This is a genomic window from Ruegeria sp. CH6 (assembly GCF_056537005.1).
The window spans coordinates 532,864-552,001 of record NZ_JBQFQS010000002.1; the positions used below are offsets into that span (position 1 = coordinate 532,864).

The 19,138-nt window shown below is 54.5% G+C and carries 18 protein-coding genes and 3 tRNA genes; 12 read left to right on the forward strand and 9 right to left on the reverse strand.

The window, feature by feature from the left end; genetic code table 11:
* Positions 1–114: 114 nt before the first annotated feature.
* Positions 115–384, forward strand: a complete 270-nt coding sequence (locus ACR0CW_RS06925) for an usg protein (protein WP_155147246.1) — start codon at positions 115–117, stop codon at positions 382–384.
* 3 nt (positions 385–387) lie between these two features.
* Here ACR0CW_RS06925 and ACR0CW_RS06930 read toward each other — a convergent pair whose 3' ends face one another.
* Positions 388–1,341, reverse strand: a complete 954-nt coding sequence (locus ACR0CW_RS06930; protein ID WP_480787260.1) for a radical SAM protein — start codon at positions 1,339–1,341, stop codon at positions 388–390.
* 160 nt (positions 1,342–1,501) lie between these two features.
* On the opposite strand from ACR0CW_RS06930, the gene zwf reads away from it, so the two are divergent.
* The 4 genes from zwf (at position 1,502) to ACR0CW_RS06950 (ending at position 7,035) form a co-directional block, all read left to right on the forward strand.
* A complete protein-coding gene (gene zwf / locus ACR0CW_RS06935) occupies positions 1,502–2,956 on the forward strand; it encodes a glucose-6-phosphate dehydrogenase (protein ID WP_480787261.1) in 1,455 nt (484 codons plus the stop codon).
* Entirely contained in the window at positions 2,953–3,624 is a 672-nt protein-coding gene (gene pgl / locus ACR0CW_RS06940) for a 6-phosphogluconolactonase (protein ID WP_480787262.1), read from the forward strand. Before zwf ends, pgl begins: the two co-directional genes overlap by 4 nt.
* A gap of 5 nt (positions 3,625–3,629) precedes the next feature.
* Entirely contained in the window at positions 3,630–5,234 is a 1,605-nt protein-coding gene (gene pgi, locus ACR0CW_RS06945) for a glucose-6-phosphate isomerase (protein ID WP_480787263.1), read from the forward strand.
* Between the two features lie 181 nt (positions 5,235–5,415).
* Positions 5,416–7,035, forward strand: a complete 1,620-nt coding sequence (locus tag ACR0CW_RS06950) for a long-chain-fatty-acid--CoA ligase (RefSeq protein ID WP_480787264.1) — start codon at positions 5,416–5,418, stop codon at positions 7,033–7,035.
* A 19-nt stretch (positions 7,036–7,054) separates the two neighbouring features.
* On the opposite strand, the gene ACR0CW_RS06955 is transcribed toward ACR0CW_RS06950, so the two are convergent.
* Positions 7,055–7,129: transfer RNA gene (locus tag ACR0CW_RS06955), tRNA-Asn, on the reverse strand.
* A gap of 283 nt (positions 7,130–7,412) precedes the next feature.
* On the opposite strand from ACR0CW_RS06955, the gene ACR0CW_RS06960 reads away from it, so the two are divergent.
* Entirely contained in the window at positions 7,413–8,303 is an 891-nt protein-coding gene (locus ACR0CW_RS06960) for a class I SAM-dependent methyltransferase (protein WP_480787265.1), read from the forward strand.
* A gap of 150 nt (positions 8,304–8,453) precedes the next feature.
* Here ACR0CW_RS06960 and ACR0CW_RS06965 read toward each other — a convergent pair.
* Both ACR0CW_RS06965 and ACR0CW_RS06970 read right to left on the reverse strand, forming a co-directional pair.
* Positions 8,454–8,528, reverse strand: a tRNA-Asn gene (locus ACR0CW_RS06965).
* Positions 8,529–8,605: 77 nt separating this feature from the next.
* A complete protein-coding gene (locus tag ACR0CW_RS06970) occupies positions 8,606–9,520 on the reverse strand; it encodes an MBL fold metallo-hydrolase (RefSeq protein ID WP_480787266.1) in 915 nt (304 codons plus the stop codon).
* Between the two features lie 44 nt (positions 9,521–9,564).
* Between ACR0CW_RS06970 and ACR0CW_RS06975 the strand changes: the two genes are divergently transcribed.
* The gene (locus ACR0CW_RS06975; protein ID WP_155147113.1) at positions 9,565–10,884 is read left to right on the forward strand and encodes an ATP-binding protein; all 1,320 of its coding nucleotides are present in this window, start codon (positions 9,565–9,567) and stop codon (positions 10,882–10,884) included.
* A 2-nt stretch (positions 10,885–10,886) separates the two neighbouring features.
* On the opposite strand, the gene ACR0CW_RS06980 is transcribed toward ACR0CW_RS06975, so the two are convergent.
* Positions 10,887–10,963, reverse strand: a tRNA-Ile gene (locus ACR0CW_RS06980).
* A gap of 106 nt (positions 10,964–11,069) precedes the next feature.
* Here ACR0CW_RS06980 and purM point away from each other — a divergent pair.
* The 3 genes from purM (at position 11,070) to rnd (ending at position 13,982) form a co-directional block, all read left to right on the forward strand.
* Positions 11,070–12,116 carry a phosphoribosylformylglycinamidine cyclo-ligase gene (gene purM, locus ACR0CW_RS06985; protein WP_480787267.1) on the forward strand — a complete coding sequence of 349 codons (1,047 nt, stop codon included), beginning with the start codon at positions 11,070–11,072 and terminating at the stop codon, positions 12,114–12,116.
* On the forward strand, positions 12,113–12,709 hold the full coding sequence (purN, locus tag ACR0CW_RS06990; RefSeq protein WP_170330616.1) for a phosphoribosylglycinamide formyltransferase: 597 nt from the start codon (positions 12,113–12,115) through the stop codon (positions 12,707–12,709). The genes purM and purN overlap by 4 nt, the downstream gene beginning before the upstream one ends.
* A 115-nt stretch (positions 12,710–12,824) precedes the next feature.
* Positions 12,825–13,982: a ribonuclease D gene (gene rnd / locus ACR0CW_RS06995; RefSeq protein ID WP_480787268.1), complete on the forward strand. Its 1,158-nt coding sequence runs from the start codon at positions 12,825–12,827 to the stop codon at positions 13,980–13,982.
* Positions 13,983–13,990: 8 nt separating this feature from the next.
* On the opposite strand, the gene ACR0CW_RS07000 is transcribed toward rnd, so the two are convergent.
* A complete protein-coding gene (locus ACR0CW_RS07000) occupies positions 13,991–14,515 on the reverse strand; it encodes a hypothetical protein (RefSeq protein ID WP_170330610.1) in 525 nt (174 codons plus the stop codon).
* A gap of 140 nt (positions 14,516–14,655) precedes the next feature.
* Between ACR0CW_RS07000 and ACR0CW_RS07005 the strand changes: the two genes are divergently transcribed.
* Positions 14,656–15,066, forward strand: coding sequence for a SufE family protein (locus ACR0CW_RS07005; protein WP_480787269.1), 411 nt, complete (start codon positions 14,656–14,658; stop codon positions 15,064–15,066).
* A 26-nt stretch (positions 15,067–15,092) separates the two neighbouring features.
* On the opposite strand, the gene ACR0CW_RS07010 is transcribed toward ACR0CW_RS07005, so the two are convergent.
* From ACR0CW_RS07010 to ACR0CW_RS07020, 3 genes are all read right to left on the reverse strand, one after another.
* Positions 15,093–15,764 (reverse strand): DUF1638 domain-containing protein, encoded by a 672-nt coding sequence (locus ACR0CW_RS07010; protein WP_480787270.1) that lies wholly within the window; start codon positions 15,762–15,764, stop codon positions 15,093–15,095.
* 77 nt (positions 15,765–15,841) lie between these two features.
* On the reverse strand, positions 15,842–16,876 hold the full coding sequence (locus ACR0CW_RS07015; protein ID WP_480787271.1) for a Hint domain-containing protein: 1,035 nt from the start codon (positions 16,874–16,876) through the stop codon (positions 15,842–15,844).
* Positions 16,877–17,022: 146 nt separating this feature from the next.
* A complete protein-coding gene (locus ACR0CW_RS07020; protein ID WP_155147101.1) occupies positions 17,023–17,721 on the reverse strand; it encodes a corrinoid protein in 699 nt (232 codons plus the stop codon).
* A gap of 301 nt (positions 17,722–18,022) precedes the next feature.
* Between ACR0CW_RS07020 and ACR0CW_RS07025 the strand changes: the two genes are divergently transcribed.
* Positions 18,023–19,090, forward strand: coding sequence for a PA0069 family radical SAM protein (locus tag ACR0CW_RS07025; RefSeq protein ID WP_480787272.1), 1,068 nt, complete (start codon positions 18,023–18,025; stop codon positions 19,088–19,090).
* Positions 19,091–19,138: the final 48 nt, after the last annotated feature.

The following is a 19,138-nucleotide window of genomic DNA, read 5'->3' on the forward strand; positions in this document are numbered from 1 at the left end:
CAACGATTTTGCATGCGAAAAACAACCGTAACGCCTGAGTAACATATTGTTAACTAAGGGTTAGCGGGTTTTCGTGCTACCATGAAGAGACCTTGCATGAAATTGGAGGTCTGCATGGAGCAAAGCGAAACAGAGTTAATGCTTAAGGGGTACGGGCTGACGACGGCAGAATTCTACTATCACATGCCCGACTATATACACGTTCTGAACACGTTCATCTGGCAGGAATACGACCTGGCACCCGATCATCCGAAACTGTTCGATTTCATTGATTTCTGGCAAAGAGAAATCGATGGACCACTACATTCGGTCCGGTTTACGCATCGCAAGATGATCGCGCCGGGAGAATGGCGCAATATGGTGGGTGAGTTCAGGGTGAATTGACCCTCAGCCCGAACAGCTGGCACCGCCAAGTACACAGAATTTGGCGCAATGCGGATGGTTTAGATGAACGTCAGCCTCTGCCTCGGCAAGCGTATGTCCCATTTCAAACTCAGGTGAATAGGGCAGCAGGGTACAGGCCAGAACGGCTGGCTTCTCGGCGCCTTTGCGTTTCACGATCATTCTGGCGCTGGAACACATAACGGCATTCGGGGATTTATCCAGAATTCCCCAGCAGGCAGTCGTAATTTCGGGTACTTCAACGCTTTCGTCCATCTCGGGGAAAAGAACCGTCATCCCCGGGTTCTGTGCGTCGATATCAAATTTGTTTTGCTCAAAAAACGCCCCATATCCCGTGCGGCTTTCAGCGTCGCTTTCACCCCAGACCGTGCGCCCGGCGATAGCCATTTTGAACCCGTTGTCACGCAGCCACTCCATACCCGCAACGGTCTTTGCAAAGCTGCCTTTGCCGCGTTCTTCGTCATGAAGCTCGGGTTTGTAGTGATCGACTGAGATGCGCAGGGTGAGCCTATCACCAAACTCTTTTTGCAGTTCCAGCAACCCTTCACGCATCTTACGGCGCATCATGGGCTGCATAGCATTGGTCAGTATGAGAACTTCATAGCCGCGCATTAGTGCTGCGCGGGTCATTTCGATCATTTCCGGGTTCATGAATGGCTCGCCACCGGTAAAACCGATTTCGCGAATGGGCCATTCACGCTCTTCTATCTGATCCAGATAGTCAGACACTTCAGCCGAAGTAATGTAGACCAGCGCATCGTTGGTTGGGCTGCTTGCGATGTAGCAGTTCACACATTCGATGTTGCACAAGGTGCCGGTATTGAACCATAGCGTTTCAGGATTGCTGAATTCGACCGAAGCGCGAGTCTGGCCGTCCGCTGTCACCAATTTGTTCTGAAACTTGCCGATATTGGCGATCTGTGGGGCGTTGTCTTTCATTCCGCTTCCGGTTCGTTGGCTGTATCTGCCTGATGTAGCTTGTTGTCTGGGGATAGTTAAGGCGGATGAAAGTGATCTGACAGAGTTTTGATGAAGGAAAACCTTTTGAATGGTGGCGCTAACATTGGACATGCTTCTGGTTGCAAGGTAAGGACAACACATGGTTTCTCGCGTCATACCGGTTGACCCCTTTGATCTGGTCATATTCGGCGGGACCGGCGATCTGGCGCAACGCAAGATCCTGCCGGCGCTGTTTCGCAGGTATTGTGCTGGCCAATGGCCCGAAGAGGTGCAGATCATTGGCGCTGCGCGCGGACAGCATGATCAGTCTGAATTCCGATCAATGGTTTTCGATTCGCTAAAGGCTCATGCGTCGCGACAGGCAGAGAATCCGGAACAACTGAATGGTTTCCTGAGCCGCGTTGACTATGTGCCTTTGGATGCGTTGTCAGATGAGGGTTGGGAGCAACTTGCCGGAAAGCTGGGTGAGGGTCGCATTCGGGCATTCTATTTCTCGGTAGGGCCGCGTTTGTTCGGGCCGTTGGCCGAACGCATCAAATCCAATGGTATGGCATCGGGCCGCACGCGCATCGTGGTCGAGAAGCCATTCGGTCACGATCTGGGAAGTGCACGCGAGTTGAACGAGACTCTGGCTGCGCACTTTAGTGAAGGTCAAATCTACCGGATTGACCATTATCTTGGAAAAGAGACCGTTCAGAACCTAATGGCCGTTCGGTTCGGCAACATGCTGTTTGAGCCGCTGTGGAACAGCCAGTATGTCGACCATATTCAGATCACCGTGGCAGAAACCGTCGGGATCGATGGCCGCGAAGAATACTATGAGCGGGCAGGTGCCATGCGCGACATGGTGCAGAACCACCTGATGCAGCTGTTGTGCCTGATCGCCATGGAACCACCGGCTAAATTTGATCCGGACGCGGTGCGAGATGAGAAACTGAAAGTCATTCGCGCCCTCGATCCGGTCAAACCGCATCACATTGTCAGGGGGCAATTCACAGCGGGGCCAGATGGGCCGGGATATCGGGATGTGGTAGGCAACCCGCGTTCAACCACCGAAAGCTATATTGCCCTGCGAGCGCATGTCAGCAACTGGCGGTGGGCTGGTACGCCGTTCTATTTGCGCACCGGAAAGCGGCTTGTTGCACGGTCTTCGGTGATCAATGTCATGTTCAAGGACGCACCGCATTCTATCTTTGGGGAAGAGGCTGGGCGGCACGCCAACACGCTGTCCATCCGACTGCAGCCCAACGAGGGCATCACCCTGAAAGTGACGATCAAAGAGCCGGGACAGGGAGGCATGCGACTGGTCGATGTCCCGCTGGACATGAGTTTCGCCGAAGCCCTAGGGCCAGAGAACCACAATCCGCCGGACGCCTATGAACGGCTGGTGATGGATGTAATCCGAGGTAATCAGACTCTCTTTATGCGGGGTGATGAAGTTGAGGCTGCATGGGCGTGGACCGACCCGATCATCGCGGGATGGCAGGCGCGCGGCGATGTGCCGAAACCATATGAAAGCGGTAGCACCGGACCCGGCGACGCCGAGCTGCTGATGAAACGCGACGGTCGCCACTGGCAAGGGATCAAGCCATGAATATTCAGGAATATGCCGACCGGGACATGCTGGCCATCGATGTGGCGAACGAACTGGCAGGAGATCTGGAGTCAGCGCTACTGCATCACGACAAGGTAGCCTTTGCGGTTCCCGGTGGCACTACACCCGGTCCGGTGTTTGACAGTCTGTGTGCGGCTGATCTCGAATGGGATCGCGTGCGTATTTTGCCGACCGACGAACGGTGCGTGCCAGGCAATCACGAACGGTCGAATGAGCGCCTGATCCGCGAGCGTTTGTTGACCAGCCGCGCCTCGGTTGCGGAGTATGTGCCGCTTTATGTGGCTGGGAAGGACCCCGAAGAGGCAATGCCTCAGATCGAGTCACTGATTGCGCCGGTACTGCCGCTGTCGGTTCTTGTTCTGGGGATGGGTGAAGACATGCACACGGCCTCACTGTTCCCTGGAATGGATGGGTTGGCCGCGGCGCTGGACAGCCATGCTCCGACGCTTGCTGTGGCGCGGACTGAAACACAGCCCGAAGCGCGCATTACGCTTACAGCTCCAGTTTTGGATGGCTCGCTTTCTAAGCACCTGATCATATATGGCGCAGCAAAACGTGATGCGCTGGATCGGGCCATGTCCTTGCCGCCCGAAGAAGCACCCATAGCAGCCGTCCTGAGCGGCATGACCGTACATTGGGCGGAGTAAGGCGCGTGCAGCTAGACAATCTCAAGTCCCTTGCGGCCACTGATCAACGCATTCTTGAGCTGTTTGCAGCTGATCCGGATCGGGCTCAGAAGTTTTCTGCGTCCACAGGGGATTTGCTATTCGATTACTCAAAGACGCAGATTGATCAGGAAGTGCGGTCCGCTTTGATCGATCTTTGCGAAGCGGCTGGATTGGCAGCGCGCCGAGAGGCGATGTTTACCGGGGTCAAAATTAACGAGACCGAAAACCGCGCCGTACTGCACACTGCTTTACGCAATCTTGATGGCGGTCCGATCGAAGTTGATGGTCAGGACGTCATGCCGGGGGTGTTGAATACGCTGCAACGAATGCGCGTCTTCGCCGAAGAGGTACGTGGAGGTGCAATCAAAGGGGAAGGGGGCAGCTTCACTGACGTGGTCAATATCGGGATCGGTGGATCTGATCTGGGGCCGGTCATGGCGACCCATGCGCTTGCGCCCTATCACGATGGTCCGCGGCTGCATTATGTGTCGAACGTAGACGGCGCGCATATCGCTGACACGTTGCGCCAGCTTGATCCAAAGCGGACGTTGATCATCGTCGCGTCCAAGACGTTCACAACCATCGAGACAATGACCAATGCCCGCACGGCACGCGCCTGGATGCAGGATGGTGGCGGCGATCCTGCAAAGCAGTTTGCAGCGGTATCAAGCGCGCTGGACAAAACGCATGCCTTTGGCATTCCGGAAGACCGGGTGTTTGGCTTCGCCGACTGGGTTGGGGGTAGGTACTCGGTCTGGGGTCCGGTTGGTTTACCTGTGATGATCGCGGTTGGTTCGAACGCCTTTGATGCGTTCCTGCGTGGCGGTCAGGCGATGGATTTGCACTTTCGTTCGGCCGACTGGATTGAAAACATGCCGGTTATGCTGGCGCTGGCTGGTATATGGCATCGTCAGGTACAGGGTCACGCCAGCCGCGCGGTATTGCCTTATGACCAACGATTGCTGCGTCTACCTGCTTACTTCCAGCAGTTGGAAATGGAATCGAACGGCAAGTCTGTGGCGATGGATGGTTCTGACCTGACAGTGCCCTCGGGTCCGGTGGTATGGGGTGAGCCGGGAACAAACGGGCAGCATGCGTTTTATCAACTGATCCATCAGGGAACAGATATCGTGCCGTGCGAGTTCATGGTGGCAGCAGAAGGGCACGAACCCGAACTGGCCCACCACCATCGCCTTCTGCTGGCCAACTGCCTGGCACAGTCCGAGGCCCTGATGTGTGGCCGATCGCTGGAAGAAGCGCGTGCTCGGATGGCTGAGAAAGGCCTGCAAGGTGACGAGTTGGAACGGCAGGCACGGCACCGCGTATTCCCGGGCAACCGACCTTCAACCACGTTGATCTATCCAAAACTCACACCGTTTGTTCTGGGGCAGATCATAGCGCTTTATGAACATCGGGTGTTCGTCGAAGGTGTCCTGCTGGGCATCAACTCATTCGATCAATGGGGTGTCGAACTGGGCAAAGAGTTGGCGACGTCTCTGGGGCCGATTGTAGATGGCGAAGAAAGTTCAGCAGACAAGGATGGTTCGACGGCTGCCCTGATCGATTACGCATTGTGTCATCGGGATTGAATTCCACAAAATGTTGCAACTTGCCTTTGCGGCAAGCTGCATTCTCTTATTGTCAGACAATTAAATGCTTGGCAGGCTTGTCCGTGGGAGACGCCTGTTAAGACTGCGCCCTTTGGCGGCGGGTCTAGGGCATAAACTGGTGCTGCCTGTCTGGGGCTGTGCTGACAAAGGGAGGATGCCCATGCTGGGACAGATGATGACGCAACCCATGTTGATTTCGTCATTGGTGGATCATGCCGAACGATATCACGGCCAGACTGAAATTATCTCGGTCGAAACAGATGGGGCCATCACGCAAACCAACTGGGCAACCATCGCTGCAAATGCGCGCCGGATGGCGTCAGCGCTCGGCAAGCTGGGCCTGGAGCCTCAGGACAGGGTGGGAACGTTAGCATGGAACAATCGCCGGCATCTGGAGATTTACTTTGCCACTTCAGGCGCCGGTTTTGTTTGTCATACGATCAACCCGCGCCTGTTCCCTGAGCAATTGGTTTACATCATCAACCACGCCGAAGACCGGGTTTTGTTCTTTGATGAAACGTTCATTCCGCTGGTAGCAGGAATTGCGGATCAGCTTACCGAGGTTCGCCACTTCGTTCTGATGGGGCCGCGCAACGAAGCGGCGCTTGCGCAAATTCCCGGACTTCAGTTTTATGATGAGCTGATCGAGACGGGGGAGGTTGATTTCGTTTGGCCCAGCTTTGATGAAAACACTGCGTCCAGCCTTTGTTACACTTCGGGCACAACAGGGCATCCAAAGGGTGTTTTGTATTCGCATCGGTCCACGGTTCTGCACAGCTTTGCCTCGAATACACGAGACGTGATTGGGTATTCGGCGATGGATGTCGTTATGCCGGTGGTTCCGATGTTCCATGTCAACGCATGGGGGTCACCTTATGGCTGCGCCATGTCTGGCTCGCGAATGGTTCTTCCCGGTCCCGGATTGCACGGTGAGGCATTGGTCAATCTGATCGACACTTATGGTGTGACGCTCGCGATGGGCGTTCCGACGATCTGGCAGGGCCTGCTGGCTCATGCCGCCACATCCGGAACGAAGCTGGCCAGTCTGGAGCGTACGGTGATTGGTGGCGCGGCTTGCCCACCTTCGATGATTGAAACATTCCGCGAGACTTATGGCGTTGATACCGTTCATGCCTGGGGCATGAGTGAGATGAGCCCTCTGGGTACAACAAACTATCCCTTGGCCAAGCATCGGGATCTTCCGTTGGAAGAACAGCATCGGCTGCGTGAGAATCAGGGACGTCCCCCGTTTGGTGTTGAATTGAAGATTGTGGACGATGATGGGAATGACCTGCCCAATGACGGTGTCACGCAGGGCGACCTGATGGTGCGCGGGCATTGGGTGCTGGACAGCTATTTCCATTTGCAAGATCAGAGTCTGCTGCAGGACGGTTGGTTTGCCACCGGGGATGTCGCGACGCTGGATTCGGATGGCTACATGACGATCCGGGATCGTTCAAAGGACATCATCAAATCCGGGGGTGAATGGATCAGCTCGGTAGAGCTTGAGAACATTGCCGTGGCGCATCCCAAACTTGCCACCGCTGCAGTCATCGGGGTGCCGCATCCAAAATGGGATGAGCGGCCTTTGTTGGTTGCAGTCAAAGCCGATGGGGAAGACCCAACATCAGAGGAACTGCTTGAATTCTTTGATGGAAAGATTGCCAAATGGCAGGTTCCGGACAAGGTGGTTTTTGTGGATGCCTTGCCTTTGAACGCAACGGGGAAGGTGCTGAAACGCACTCTGCGGGCAGATTTTGCGGATGCTCTGACACCCTGATCTGTGAGATATGGAAGAATGGCTCCGGCGGTAGGGATCGAACCTACGACCAATTGATTAACAGTCAACTGCTCTACCGCTGAGCTACGCCGGAACGGTTCGCGCCGTATAGCAATCTGGTTCTGACACGTCCAGAGGGGGATCGAGTTTTTTGAGTGAAAATTTCTCGGATGTTTGGTGCTGCGAATAGACTGCGATACGTTCGGAATGCAATTGGCTGAGAATCGAACCCCTCGGCACTAAACAAAGGAGTGTTCGCAGTATCTCGGCATACTGTTTCCGGGTCACCAAGCTTTCGGACACGATATCATTTCCAAAAGCAAGTCCGGAAACGGCGGTCCATTAAACCTTCATTTATCAAGCCCAGATTAGCAAGAATGAAAGAAGATATGCAGATACATTCGTCATTTGAACATTTGTCTACTCATATGCAAAACGTTGAGAGCTTGGGGGATCTGAGTTCACTTCCTGCTGCCTTCGACGCCATCAGGCCTCTTGGACTTGAGGATTTTGGGGCAATTCTCTGGGCCATGCCGGATAAGAAATTCCCAAAACTCTCTGAGGCCCTGCCGGCGATGGCAACCGAAGATGTTCAGAACTTATGGACCGGTGCATCCGGCTTTCGTTTGTTGGAGCAAAGTCTGAGTTTTGTGCGAGCCTGTGCCGCAAGCTATGCGAGCGCGCAGAACCGAGGCTTGGCGGGCCAGAAGATTCTGGATTTTGGCTGCGGATACGGTCGATTTCTCAGGTTGTTTTCCTACTTCTCAGACGAAGTCTATGGTGTGGATCCGTGGGATAAGTCTATCGAGCAATGCCAGGCTGCGGGCTTTGGCGACAGGGTTAAGCTTTCGGAGGCAGTCCCCGAAGACCTTCCGTTTGATGGACCGTTTGAGTTCATTTTCGCATTTTCAGTATTTACCCATCTCAGCGAATCAAGCACCCACGCATGTTTGAATGCGCTACGTGCCGTTGCTGCAGATGACGCCTTGTTCATGCTTACTTTGCGACCGATCGAATTCTGGGACGTTGCGATCGCAGGACATACCCATCTCACCTCCGACCCGAAGAAAATGAAGCAGTGCATTAAGGATCATCGCGAAAATGGCTTTGCCTATTATTGTACTGACCAGGTGGCGAGTCCGAATTATGGCGACACATCGATTTCGATGGAATGGCTTGCCAACAATGTGTCTGGGTGGGAGGTGGTTTCGGTCGACCGCTCTCTGAAAGACCCCTACCAACGTTACGTTATGTTACGCGCGATCTGATCTTGATGTGCGGGCACGCAACGAATGTACTCGTACGTGGTGCCTCGACATAAGTTGAGCCCTAAAACAGAGCACGGTTCCCCAATTCAGAGGCACCCGGTTTGCAGGATATGCCGCTGCTAACACTAAGGTGTTTTCATATGCAGAAATTGGCTCCGGCGGTAGGGATCGAACCTACGACCAATTGATTAACAGTCAACTGCTCTACCGCTGAGCTACGCCGGAACTGAGGGGGCGTATAACAACCCGAATTTTCGGCGTCCAGAGGAGAAGCGCGCAGATTTGAAAATTTTTTGTTCACTTCACGCCAGTCGTTTGAAAACCGCGTCAGAGGCCAGAGTTCCAATTGAGCTCACCAAAGATCTGCCTGTCAAATCAACGAGATGGGCAAATACGTTTCGTTCGGCTGCTGGCAATAGTGCAACAGGCGTGTCGGTATAGATCCGCTCGGCCAGTTGTCGTGCGGTTCCCTGAGCTTGGCTTAAGGCTTCCAGAATTTGTGCTTCACGACTAAGCCGGTGTTGAATCAACCAATCCAACCGATCAGAAGGGTCGGAGATTGGAGCTCCGTGGCCAGCGTGGAAAACCGACCATTTGCGTGCACGTAGCCTGTGACAGGCGTTCATGAAATCTGTCAGATCCCCATCAGGAGGTGAAACCAGAGAACTTGCCCACCCCATGACGTGATCGGCGGTAAAGCAGGTGTCACCCCAAGCTAACGCGATGTGGTTACCCAGATGGCCCGGTGTGTGGATCACCTCCAGACTCCAACCGTTGCCTTTAACGGTTTCTCCGTCAGCAAGCTCAATATCGGGCCGAAAATCCGTATCAATGCCTTCGCCACCTCCGGCGAGACCTTGTTCGGCCAGCATCGTCATAACTTCGCTACGACCTGCCTGTGGCCCGCCGAAAGCCAGAACCGGCGCGCCGGTACGAGCAGACAGCGGGGCTGCAAGTGGTGAATGGTCCAGATGGCTGTGGGTCACAAGGATATGGCTTATCTTCTGCCCCGGCCGCAACGCGTTGAGAAGCGCGTCCATGTGCGCGTCATCGAGTGGGCCGGGATCAATGACCGCGATGTCCTGTTCACCTAACAAGTAGGTATTTGTACCGCGAAATGTCATCGGCGACGGGTTGGGGGCCACAATACGTCTGAGACCCGGTTGCAATTCGACTGCAAGACCATGAGGCGGATTGAAATCATTGGGCAATTGCATTCTGTACTCTTCCTCTTGCCGGAGCAGCCCGCTAGGTTTAGCGCATGTCCGCACGATGGCTCAAACCCTATATGCCGCGCAGCCTGTATGCCCGGGCCGCGCTGATTCTGGCTCTGCCAGTGATCGTCGTCCTGCTGGTCGTCGCGATTGCCTTTCTGCAAAAACATCTGGAGGACGTGACCGGTCAGATGGTGCGGACCGCCTCTCGTGAAGTGAACTTGATCCTTGATGTGATGCGGGGAACCGAAAGTCAGCAGCAAGCAATCGCTGCGGCGCGCCCCGATTTGTCGGCCCTGCAAATGAGGGCTCAATTTCTTGATCCAAATGAGCAGCCGGTTAGTGGTTATGGTCGCTGGTACGATTTCATCGCACCTCAGATCGAAAAGGAATTGGATGAACTGGTTCCGGGCATTCAAGCTGTTGCTCTGCCCAACAGTCAGGACGCCAAACTTTTCATTGCGACTCATCTCGGAGTTCTAGAGCTGACATTTGATCGACGCAGGTTGTCGCCTGCAGCTCCGCATCAGTTGATCGTTACGATGTTGTTTTTTGCGATCCTGATGACCTCGATCTCATTTCTCTATATGCGAAACCAGCTTCGGCCGATCACGCGGCTGGCCAAAGCGGCGCAAGCATTCGGGCGTGGGCGGATCGTTCCCTATTCACCTAGCGGAGCAGTCGAGGTCAGGGCAGCCGGAAGCGCGTTTCTGGATATGCGGGCGCGAATTGAACGACAGATCGAACAGCGTACCCGGATGCTTTCCGGGGTCAGTCACGATCTGCGAACGCCACTGACGCGGCTAAAGCTGGGACTGGCGATGATGCCCGAAGAGGAAGCCGCGCCGCTGCTGCGAGACGTGAATGAGATGCAGTCGTTGCTGGATGCATTTCTGGATTTTTCACGCGGGGCGTCTGAGAGTGAGCCCGAAGAAGTCGATGCCGAAGTGCTTGTGTCTCAGATCGTGCGTGATGCCAACCGCGCGGGCTATGATGTCGAACTGGTGTCGACCGAAGGGCAGGGGCTGTCAATGTTGCGCCCGGTTTCGATTCGTCGCGCTCTTGAGAATCTGATTGGAAACGCGGTGCGCTACGGCAACCGGGCAGAGGTTAGCCTGTCCCTGACGCCAAAGTCATTGCGAATCCGTGTGGAAGACGATGGGCCCGGTATTCCACCTGAGCAGCGCACAGAGGCGGTTAAACCGTTTTCACGCCTTGATCCGGCCCGAAATCAGAATCAGGGAACCGGCGTTGGGCTCGGGCTGGCAATTGTAGCAGATATCGCCCGTGCACATGGCGGAACACTGCGCTTGGCAAAAAGCGAACGTATGGGCGGATTGTGTGCAGATATCATCATTGGGCGGTGATTTGGTAGGCCCGGAGGGACTCGAACCCCCAACCAAAGCGTTATGAGCGCTCTGCTCTAACCAATTGAGCTACAGGCCCGCCTGAGCGCCTTGGGTACCACGATGAATGCCCGCGTCAAGCCTGACCGTTGCAACAGAGCGCACAATCGACTAACCCGCGCAAAAGCACTCATGAGGGAAATGCCATGACAGCGGGCAAGAACGGCATCACATATGCCGATGCGGGCGTCGATATCGATGCAGGAAACGCTTTGGTCGACCGGATCAAGCCTGCGGCAAAGAGGACGAACCGTCCCGGCGTGATGAGCGGGCTGGGCGGTTTCGGAGCGCTGTTCGATCTCAAAGCTGCGGGATATGAAGACCCGATTCTGGTTGGCGCTACAGATGGTGTTGGGACCAAGCTGCGAATTGCCATCGATACAGGTGTCGTCGACGGGGTTGGTATTGATCTGGTTGCGATGTGCGTCAACGACCTGATTTGTCAGGGTGCTGAGCCTCTGTTCTTTCTGGACTATTTTGCGACAGGCAAACTCGACACAGACACCGCGGCACGGATCATCGAAGGTATCGCCGAAGGCTGTGCGCAATCTGGCTGTGCTCTGATCGGTGGCGAAACCGCTGAAATGCCGGGCATGTATCCTGATGGAGATTTCGATCTGGCCGGATTCTCTGTCGGTGCGATGGAGCGTGGGGCAGATCTTCCAGATGGCGTCGAACCGGGCGATGTTCTACTGGGGCTGGCCTCAAACGGAGTGCATTCGAACGGGTATTCTCTTGTCCGCAAACTGGTCGAGCTGTCGGGTCTTGGCTGGGACGCAGATTCGCCGTTCAGTGACGGATCACTCGGCGAAGCTCTGCTGACCCCAACGCGTCTTTACGTCAAACCTGCGCTTGCAGCGATCCGGGCAGGGGGTGTGCACGCGCTGGCCCATATCACCGGGGGCGGCTTGACTGAAAACCTGCCTCGTGTCCTGCCCGAGGGGCTGGGTGCAGAGATTGATCTGAACGCATGGGATTTGCCGCCGGTCTTTGAATGGATGGCCGAAACTGGTGGAATCGTCGAAGCGGAAATGCTCAAGACCTTCAACTGCGGCATCGGCATGATCGTCGTCTGCGCTGCAGATAAGGCCGATGATCTGGCAGCATTGCTGTCTGACGCAGGTGAAGCAGTTTCCCGAATTGGTACGGTAACAGAAACAGCAGACGTTGCGTATTCGGGCCAGCTGTTGTGAGCCACAAGCGCGTTGCAATCCTGATTTCAGGGGGTGGTTCCAACATGGTGTCGCTGGTCGACAGTATGATCGGTGATCACCCGGCGCGTCCTTGTTTGGTTCTGGCGAATGATGCGGCCGCGGGTGGATTGCAGAAGGCAGCGGATCGAGGTGTCCAGACCGCCATCGTGGATCATCGCCCGTTCAAAGGAGACCGCGCCGCATTCGAAGCTGAATTGCTGAAACCTATCCTTGATGTGCAACCGGATGTAGTTTGCCTTGCGGGTTTCATGCGTGTTCTTACCGGCGATTTCGTTTCACAGTTTCAGGGGCGGATGCTGAACATCCACCCGTCGCTGTTGCCCAAATACAAGGGCTTGAACACCCACGCGCGTGCAATTGAAGCGGGCGATGCCGAACACGGATGCACTGTGCATGAGGTGACGGCTGCACTGGATGACGGCCCGATATTGGGGCAGGCGCGAGTGCCAATTGAGATTGGCGATACACCTGAAACTTTGGCTGGCCGAGTGCTGGGTTACGAGCATCAACTCTATCCTGCTGTCTTGCGGCGCTTTGTGTGTGGCGACAAGACACCTGTTCTGCTGCCCTAAGAAGTTCTGGGTGATTTACACTCGCCTGTTATTCGGCCTATTGTCGCCCGTATCGCTCGGGACGAGGATATTTTAACGGGCATATACAAGAACAAGAGCAAGAATAGTACGGCGCATGAAAACCCTGACGACGACGACAGAGCTGGCTGAATTCTGCAAGTCCGCTGCTGAATATCCCTATATCACAGTAGATACTGAGTTCCTGCGCGAACGCACCTATTATTCAAAGCTCTGCCTGGTTCAGCTTGCGGTTCCATCTGAAGACGAAGACAGCGCAGTTCTGGTCGACCCTCTGGCCGAGGATATGTCGCTGGAACCGCTCTATGAGTTGTTCAGAAACGAAAACGTCGTAAAGGTTTTTCACGCTGCGCGTCAGGACCTTGAGATATTCTGGGTCGAAGCTCGGGTGTTTCCCAAACCGCTGTTTGACACACAGGTTGCCGCAATGGTGTGCGGCTTTGGTGAACAGGTTGGTTACGAGACACTGGTCCGGAAAATCTGCAAGCAGGGGTTGGATAAAACCTCTCGCTTTACCGATTGGTCGCGCCGTCCTCTGAGCGATGCTCAAAAAACCTATGCGCTGGCAGACGTGACACATCTGCGCCGGATCTATGAATTTCTGGCCGCCGAGTTGCAAAAAACCAATCGTAACCATTGGGTGGCTGAAGAACTTTGTATTCTGACGGATTCGGCCACTTACGATGTGCGGCCCGAGGAAGCCTGGCGTCGGGTCAAGACACGCACAAACTCTGCGAAATTTCTGGCTGTCGTTAAAGAGCTTGCTGAGTTTCGTGAGGCCTATGCCCAGCAAAACAATGTCCCACGCAGCAGAGTCTTTAAAGATGATGCTCTGATTGAATTAGCATCAACCAAACCCAAGTCGCCCTCTGATTTGGGTGGTTCCCGCTTGCTTCTGCGAGAAGCGCGCAAGGGCGCGATTGCTGATGGTATTCTGAAGGCAGTAAAGCAGGGCGTCCAGTGCCCGGCCGATCAACTGCCAAAGCTGGATAACAGTCGGGACAAGTTGAAGGTTAATCCGGCACTTGCCGATTTGCTGCGCGTATTGCTGAAATCCAAAACCGAAAGCTCGGGCGTGGCTGCAAAACTGATTGCAACAAGCTCTGACCTTGATCAGATCGCAGCTGGTGAACGGGACGTTCCGGCAATGTCAGGTTGGCGTTTTGAAGTATTTGGTGAAGACGCCCTGAAACTTTGCGAAGGCAAGATCGCGCTGGCGGCCAAAGGTCAGGTCGTGCGCGTCGTGGCGCTGTGACGCCGCAATTAGCGGCGTCGTGATTCCAAGGCGTTCTGCTGGCCGACAACACGGACGAGGCGAATCCCTTCGAGATCCTGAAGGCTTACGGTGGCTGCATCCGAGACCATGCGGGATTGCACCGTACCTTGTTGGGTCGAGTATTTTGGGTAATTCACGCGGAACATAAATTCGAGAATTCCGTTCTTACGGTTCTCTTCAGAATCCACCAGACGAAGATGCGCATTATAAGCGCCCTGTCGAACAGCCGTCCCGGCAGAATAGATGATCGCACCGGTCGGCGTCGGATCAATCCGCAGTTCATCGATGGTTGCTATGAGAATGCTGGTATCTTCATCCTCTTTCTTTGCAAAGAGGCCAGTACCACTGCTTTGCTTTGGCACAAGGGCGTCGGCTGCATCAGGTGATGTGTTGACGGGGGCAGGTGTGCTGCTGCCAAACCAGTTAGTGGGGTTTACCCTCGAGTTGCGCCAGCTGTTGCAGGCGGACAGGGTTAACGTGGCAACCAGAAGAACGGAAAGAGTTTTTTGCATGGCCCCAGAGCTTTGAGCAATATCACGTGCATTGGGTTAGCGCAAAATCGATGGCTTGAAAAGCCACGCTTGGGGCTGGACAGCAGCGTATCAGCGACATAGGTCACGAACTGTGATCAAAACCTAAGGAGTGCCGCAGTATGGCAACGCCTGCCTTTGAAGAAATCGTCGATGATTTCGAATTTTTGGAGGACTGGGAAGACCGGTACCGCCATGTCATCGAGCAGGGTAAAGCCATGGAGCCTCTGGACGATGCGCTGAAAGTTCCTGCGACCAAGGTCAACGGGTGTGCCAGTCAGGTCTGGCTGCATCCGATGATTAATGCGGGTATATTTCGTTTCGATGGCGATAGTGACGCCTTGATCGTGCGTGGCCTGATAGCGGTTCTTCGTGCTCTTTATAATGATCTTCCCGTGGCAGACGTGCCGAAAGTCGATGCAGGTGCAGAGCTTGCTCGGCTGGGTTTGAACGAACACCTGTCTGCGCAACGATCAAATGGGTTGCGTGCGATGGTTGATCGTATCCGGGACGTGGCACGCGAAAACGCCTGACTACCATGAGCGTAGGGCGCTTTGGTTCAGCTTGAGGGACGTGTGCCCTTGGCCCAGCCTGTAAGCGTTGTTTCCAGATCCCCATAACCGGTAAAGCGACGCTCGAACTCAAGCCCCATGCGTTCAGCACATTTCTGAGCTCGTTGCGTTAACACCGGGTCATCCACCTGAGCTTGGTAGATCAGCTTGGTGTAATTGCCAAAATACATTTCGCGTAGTTCCGGGTGCCGATCCAGACCCAGAGGTTTCCAAACGAAGGCATCGAATTGTCGGGCCAGAAAGTCAGTTAGGTAGAACGCCGTGGTTTCATCATCGCCACGCTCCGCAAACGCCTGATTTCCTTCGAAGAAGGAATAGCAATGCGGTCCCTGAACCATCTCGACACCCAGCCGTTCGCAGGCCTGCTGAAGCAGACCGCCGGTACCGCAGTCCGCATAGACAACAAAAATCTTGTCATAGTCATCACGGTGCTTGGCCACCGCATCTTCGACGGCTTGGGTAATACGCTCTGGGTAAACATGCAGAATGGCAGGTAAACAGGTCAGCGCCATATGTTCCCAGCCATTGCGCTTTTTTAGATCAAGAATCTCACGCGCAAGCGCACCGCAGGCGATCAGCAAAATACGCTGCTGCGTATCTTCGCTGACATAGCCTTGTGTCGTCAGGCTTTCATCATCTGGCAGGTCGGTCGATTGCATGGTCCGTTTCCCGGTCGAGGCTGTACCAGAAGACGATCTTTGGCGAATTAGGGCAAGCCCCGTTCCGACATCTCGCGTCAGGCCACCGACGCGCGCGTTTCAAACGCGCTCAGGGATGGTCGAGCCGACGGACCATAAAAGGCAAGCCCTTGTGTCGAAAGTTCAGGAAATAGAGACAATATCTCTTGTCGAGCGTCATTTTCCAGACTGTTCCAACTCATTACACCCGGATGGAAGCTCTCGCTTGGGCAGCCTTCTGCCCAAACAATTTCATGCTGGTCGAACAGGAGGTGATAATAAGTGACCAAGCCACCCGATTTGAGGATGATGGACTCTCCATCAATCAACTGCTTTGCAGGTGCCAAAGCCTCGGAATAACCGGTGTTCAGTTCCACGCGCCAATCGCTGATGAGCATTCGGTGTTGTTGCGATACCAGCAGATCGCGTCGGTTACCCATCGTTCCTTTCTTGATCAAAACAGGAGAGAAAGATCCCTTGGCACGTACGGTACGACGGCCAATCCAACGTATGGGCTGCATGCCATGATCGAGCGTCTGGACCATGTCTCCAACCTGCAACTTCTCAACCGGAACTTCCCCCTGATTGGTTTCGATCAGGGTTCCCAACGTGAAACAGGTCACCAGGTCCCAGCTTTCACGGCTCCCGGTCAGGCCCGAAAAGTTGTTTCCATTCAGGCTGTTGAAGGTGATCGATCTGATCCCGCCAGCTTCGAGCGTTGCCTGATCGGCATTGTCCGAGAATTCAGGCATCAGATACGTATTGCCATTGGTATCTTGAGCCACAACAGCAGTTATGTTTGCCGTAGTCCCATCAATGTAGGTGATCGTCGCATTGTAGATCGATGTGCCATCGAAGGTCTGGGCCGGCCCGCCGTCGATCGAAAACTGCTCCGGTGGAGAGTTATCCATTTCATAGACGGTCCCGGAGAGGCTGACCGGGCTCCATGTCACAGCATTGTTCAGAAGGGCATTGCCAGGTCCACCAAATGTCTGACCAACCAAGGCTGACGCGTTTTCGGCAATATTATTGCCTTCAACGGTATCAATATCAGCAAGAACACCAAGCGAGATGGCTGTAAATGTAGTGGGCACGGTAACCTCGAAACTAAAGTAACGCCTTGTACTAAATAATCTCCTGAAATTTTGTAAAGATGTTTTTTAAGGGGAAATCTTTACTCTCGGGAAATTGAAAAGGCCGCCCTGAACGGGCGGCCTTTGGAATTTTCGCTGTTGCTTAATCAGCCTGCCAGCTGATTGTGCTTGCGCGATACAAAGTCCTTGGCGGTTTCAACGGCGACTGCCGCATCACGGCAATATGCGTCGGCACCGATGGCTTTGCCGAATTCCTCGTTCAGAGGTGCGCCGCCAACCAGAACGATATAGTCGTCACGAACGCCTTGCTCGACCAGTGTATCGATGACGACTTTCATGTAAGGCATAGTGGTGGTCAGCAGAGCGGACATGCCCAGGATGTCGGGTTCTTCGGTTTCCAAAGCTTCGAGATAGTTTTCGACCGGGTTGTTGATGCCGATGTCGACAACTTCGAAACCTGCGCCTTCCATCATCATCGAAACAAGGTTTTTGCCGATGTCGTGGATGTCACCTTTCACGGTACCGATGACCATCTTGCCGACGCGCGGTGCGCCAGTTTCAGCCAGCAGGGGCTTGAGGATCGTCATACCGCCCTTCATGGCGTTCGCCGCCAGAAGAACCTCGGGAACAAACAGGATGCCGTCGCGGAAATCGTGTCCAACGATGGTCATACCGCCAACCAATGCCTTGGTCAGGATGTCATACGGCGCCCAACCACGTTCGAGCAGGATGTTCACGCCTTCTTCGATCTCTTCTTTCAGACCGTCGTAAAGGTCGTCAAACATCTGTTCGACGAGTTCATCGTCGTTCAGTTCGGACAGGACGATGTCTTCTTCATCGGACATGGGTCATTTCCCTGAGCTAAATGGGCCCTTGGCCCGTAGGTGGCAATTTTTTCCGTTTTGGCCATTTCGCCGCATCTAGACTGTGACGATTGCGACCAAGGTCGTTCTGGGACCGACCTTTAAGGCAAAATCTGTCGCATCTCGACAGAATTATTTGCAAGATCATTCTGCATTCGCTTCACGTTCGCTCTCGGTGCCAATGTGAACGGGCGTCTCACATCCCCATTCTACAGATGGCTGTTCCTATTGCTGAAGGACCTTAATGGGTTTACACCTGTTGATGAGAACAAAGGTGGAACATATGCTCAATCAGACAAATGTTGTGGGTAGGGGGGCCGTGTCCAATTCTGCAGGCAGGTTCGAGCAATATGCCAGCGAAGCTACAGATGACGGCTGGGAAATTGAGGAGGAGTTGCCCCCACTGCGCACCGAAGTACGTGAAGAGGTGGCCAGAAGCTTCATCACATACAATCGCTCTCCTGATCTTCCATTCGATCGATCGATCAATCCCTACCGGGGCTGCGAACACGGGTGCGTATATTGCTTTGCACGACCTACACACGCCTATCTTGGCCTGTCTGCCGGATTGGATTTCGAAACAAGATTGATTGCACGACCAAACGCGGCGGAAGTTTTGCGTCGCGAGCTTTCTGCGCGTTCGTACAAAGTCGCTCCTATTGCCTTGGGTACAAATACCGATCCTTATCAACCAATTGAGAAGATGCGCGGAATCACAAGGGACTGCCTGAGCGTATTGCAGGATTTTCAGCATCCGATCGCTATTGTCACTAAGGGAGCGTTGATCGAGCGGGATCTGGATATTCTGGCGCCAATGGCAAGTCAGGGGTTGGTGCGTGTTGGGATATCATTGACGACACTGGACACGGATCTTTCCCGAAAGATGGAGCCGCGCGCGCCTTCGCCGAAACGTCGCCTGCGCATGATTCGACGATTATCGGAGGCGGGGGTGCCGGTGCGGGTCATGACATCTCCTGTTGTTCCGGGTCTTACGGATCACGAACTGGAGAATCTATTGGAGGCCGGTTGTGACGCCGGTGCTGACTCAGCCAGTTGGATCATGTTGCGGTTGCCGCGAGAGGTTTCTCAGCTTTGGCAGGAGTGGCTTGAGGTGCATGAACCCAACCGTGCAGCCAAGGTCATGGCGCGCCTTCGCGAGATGCATGGTGGCAAGGACTATGACCCACGTTGGGGTCACAGGATGCGGGGCGAGGGCGTTTATGCAGAAATGATAGCCAAGCGTTTCAAGACAACTGCCGAGCGTTTGGGGCTAGCTACCAAGACGCCGGCACTGAGATGCGATCTGTTTGCGAAACCACCGCAGGTTGGTGATCAACTCGCTCTTTTCTAAACAAAAAAGCCCCGGAGATTTCCGGGGCTTTTGTTCAGGTTTGTCACC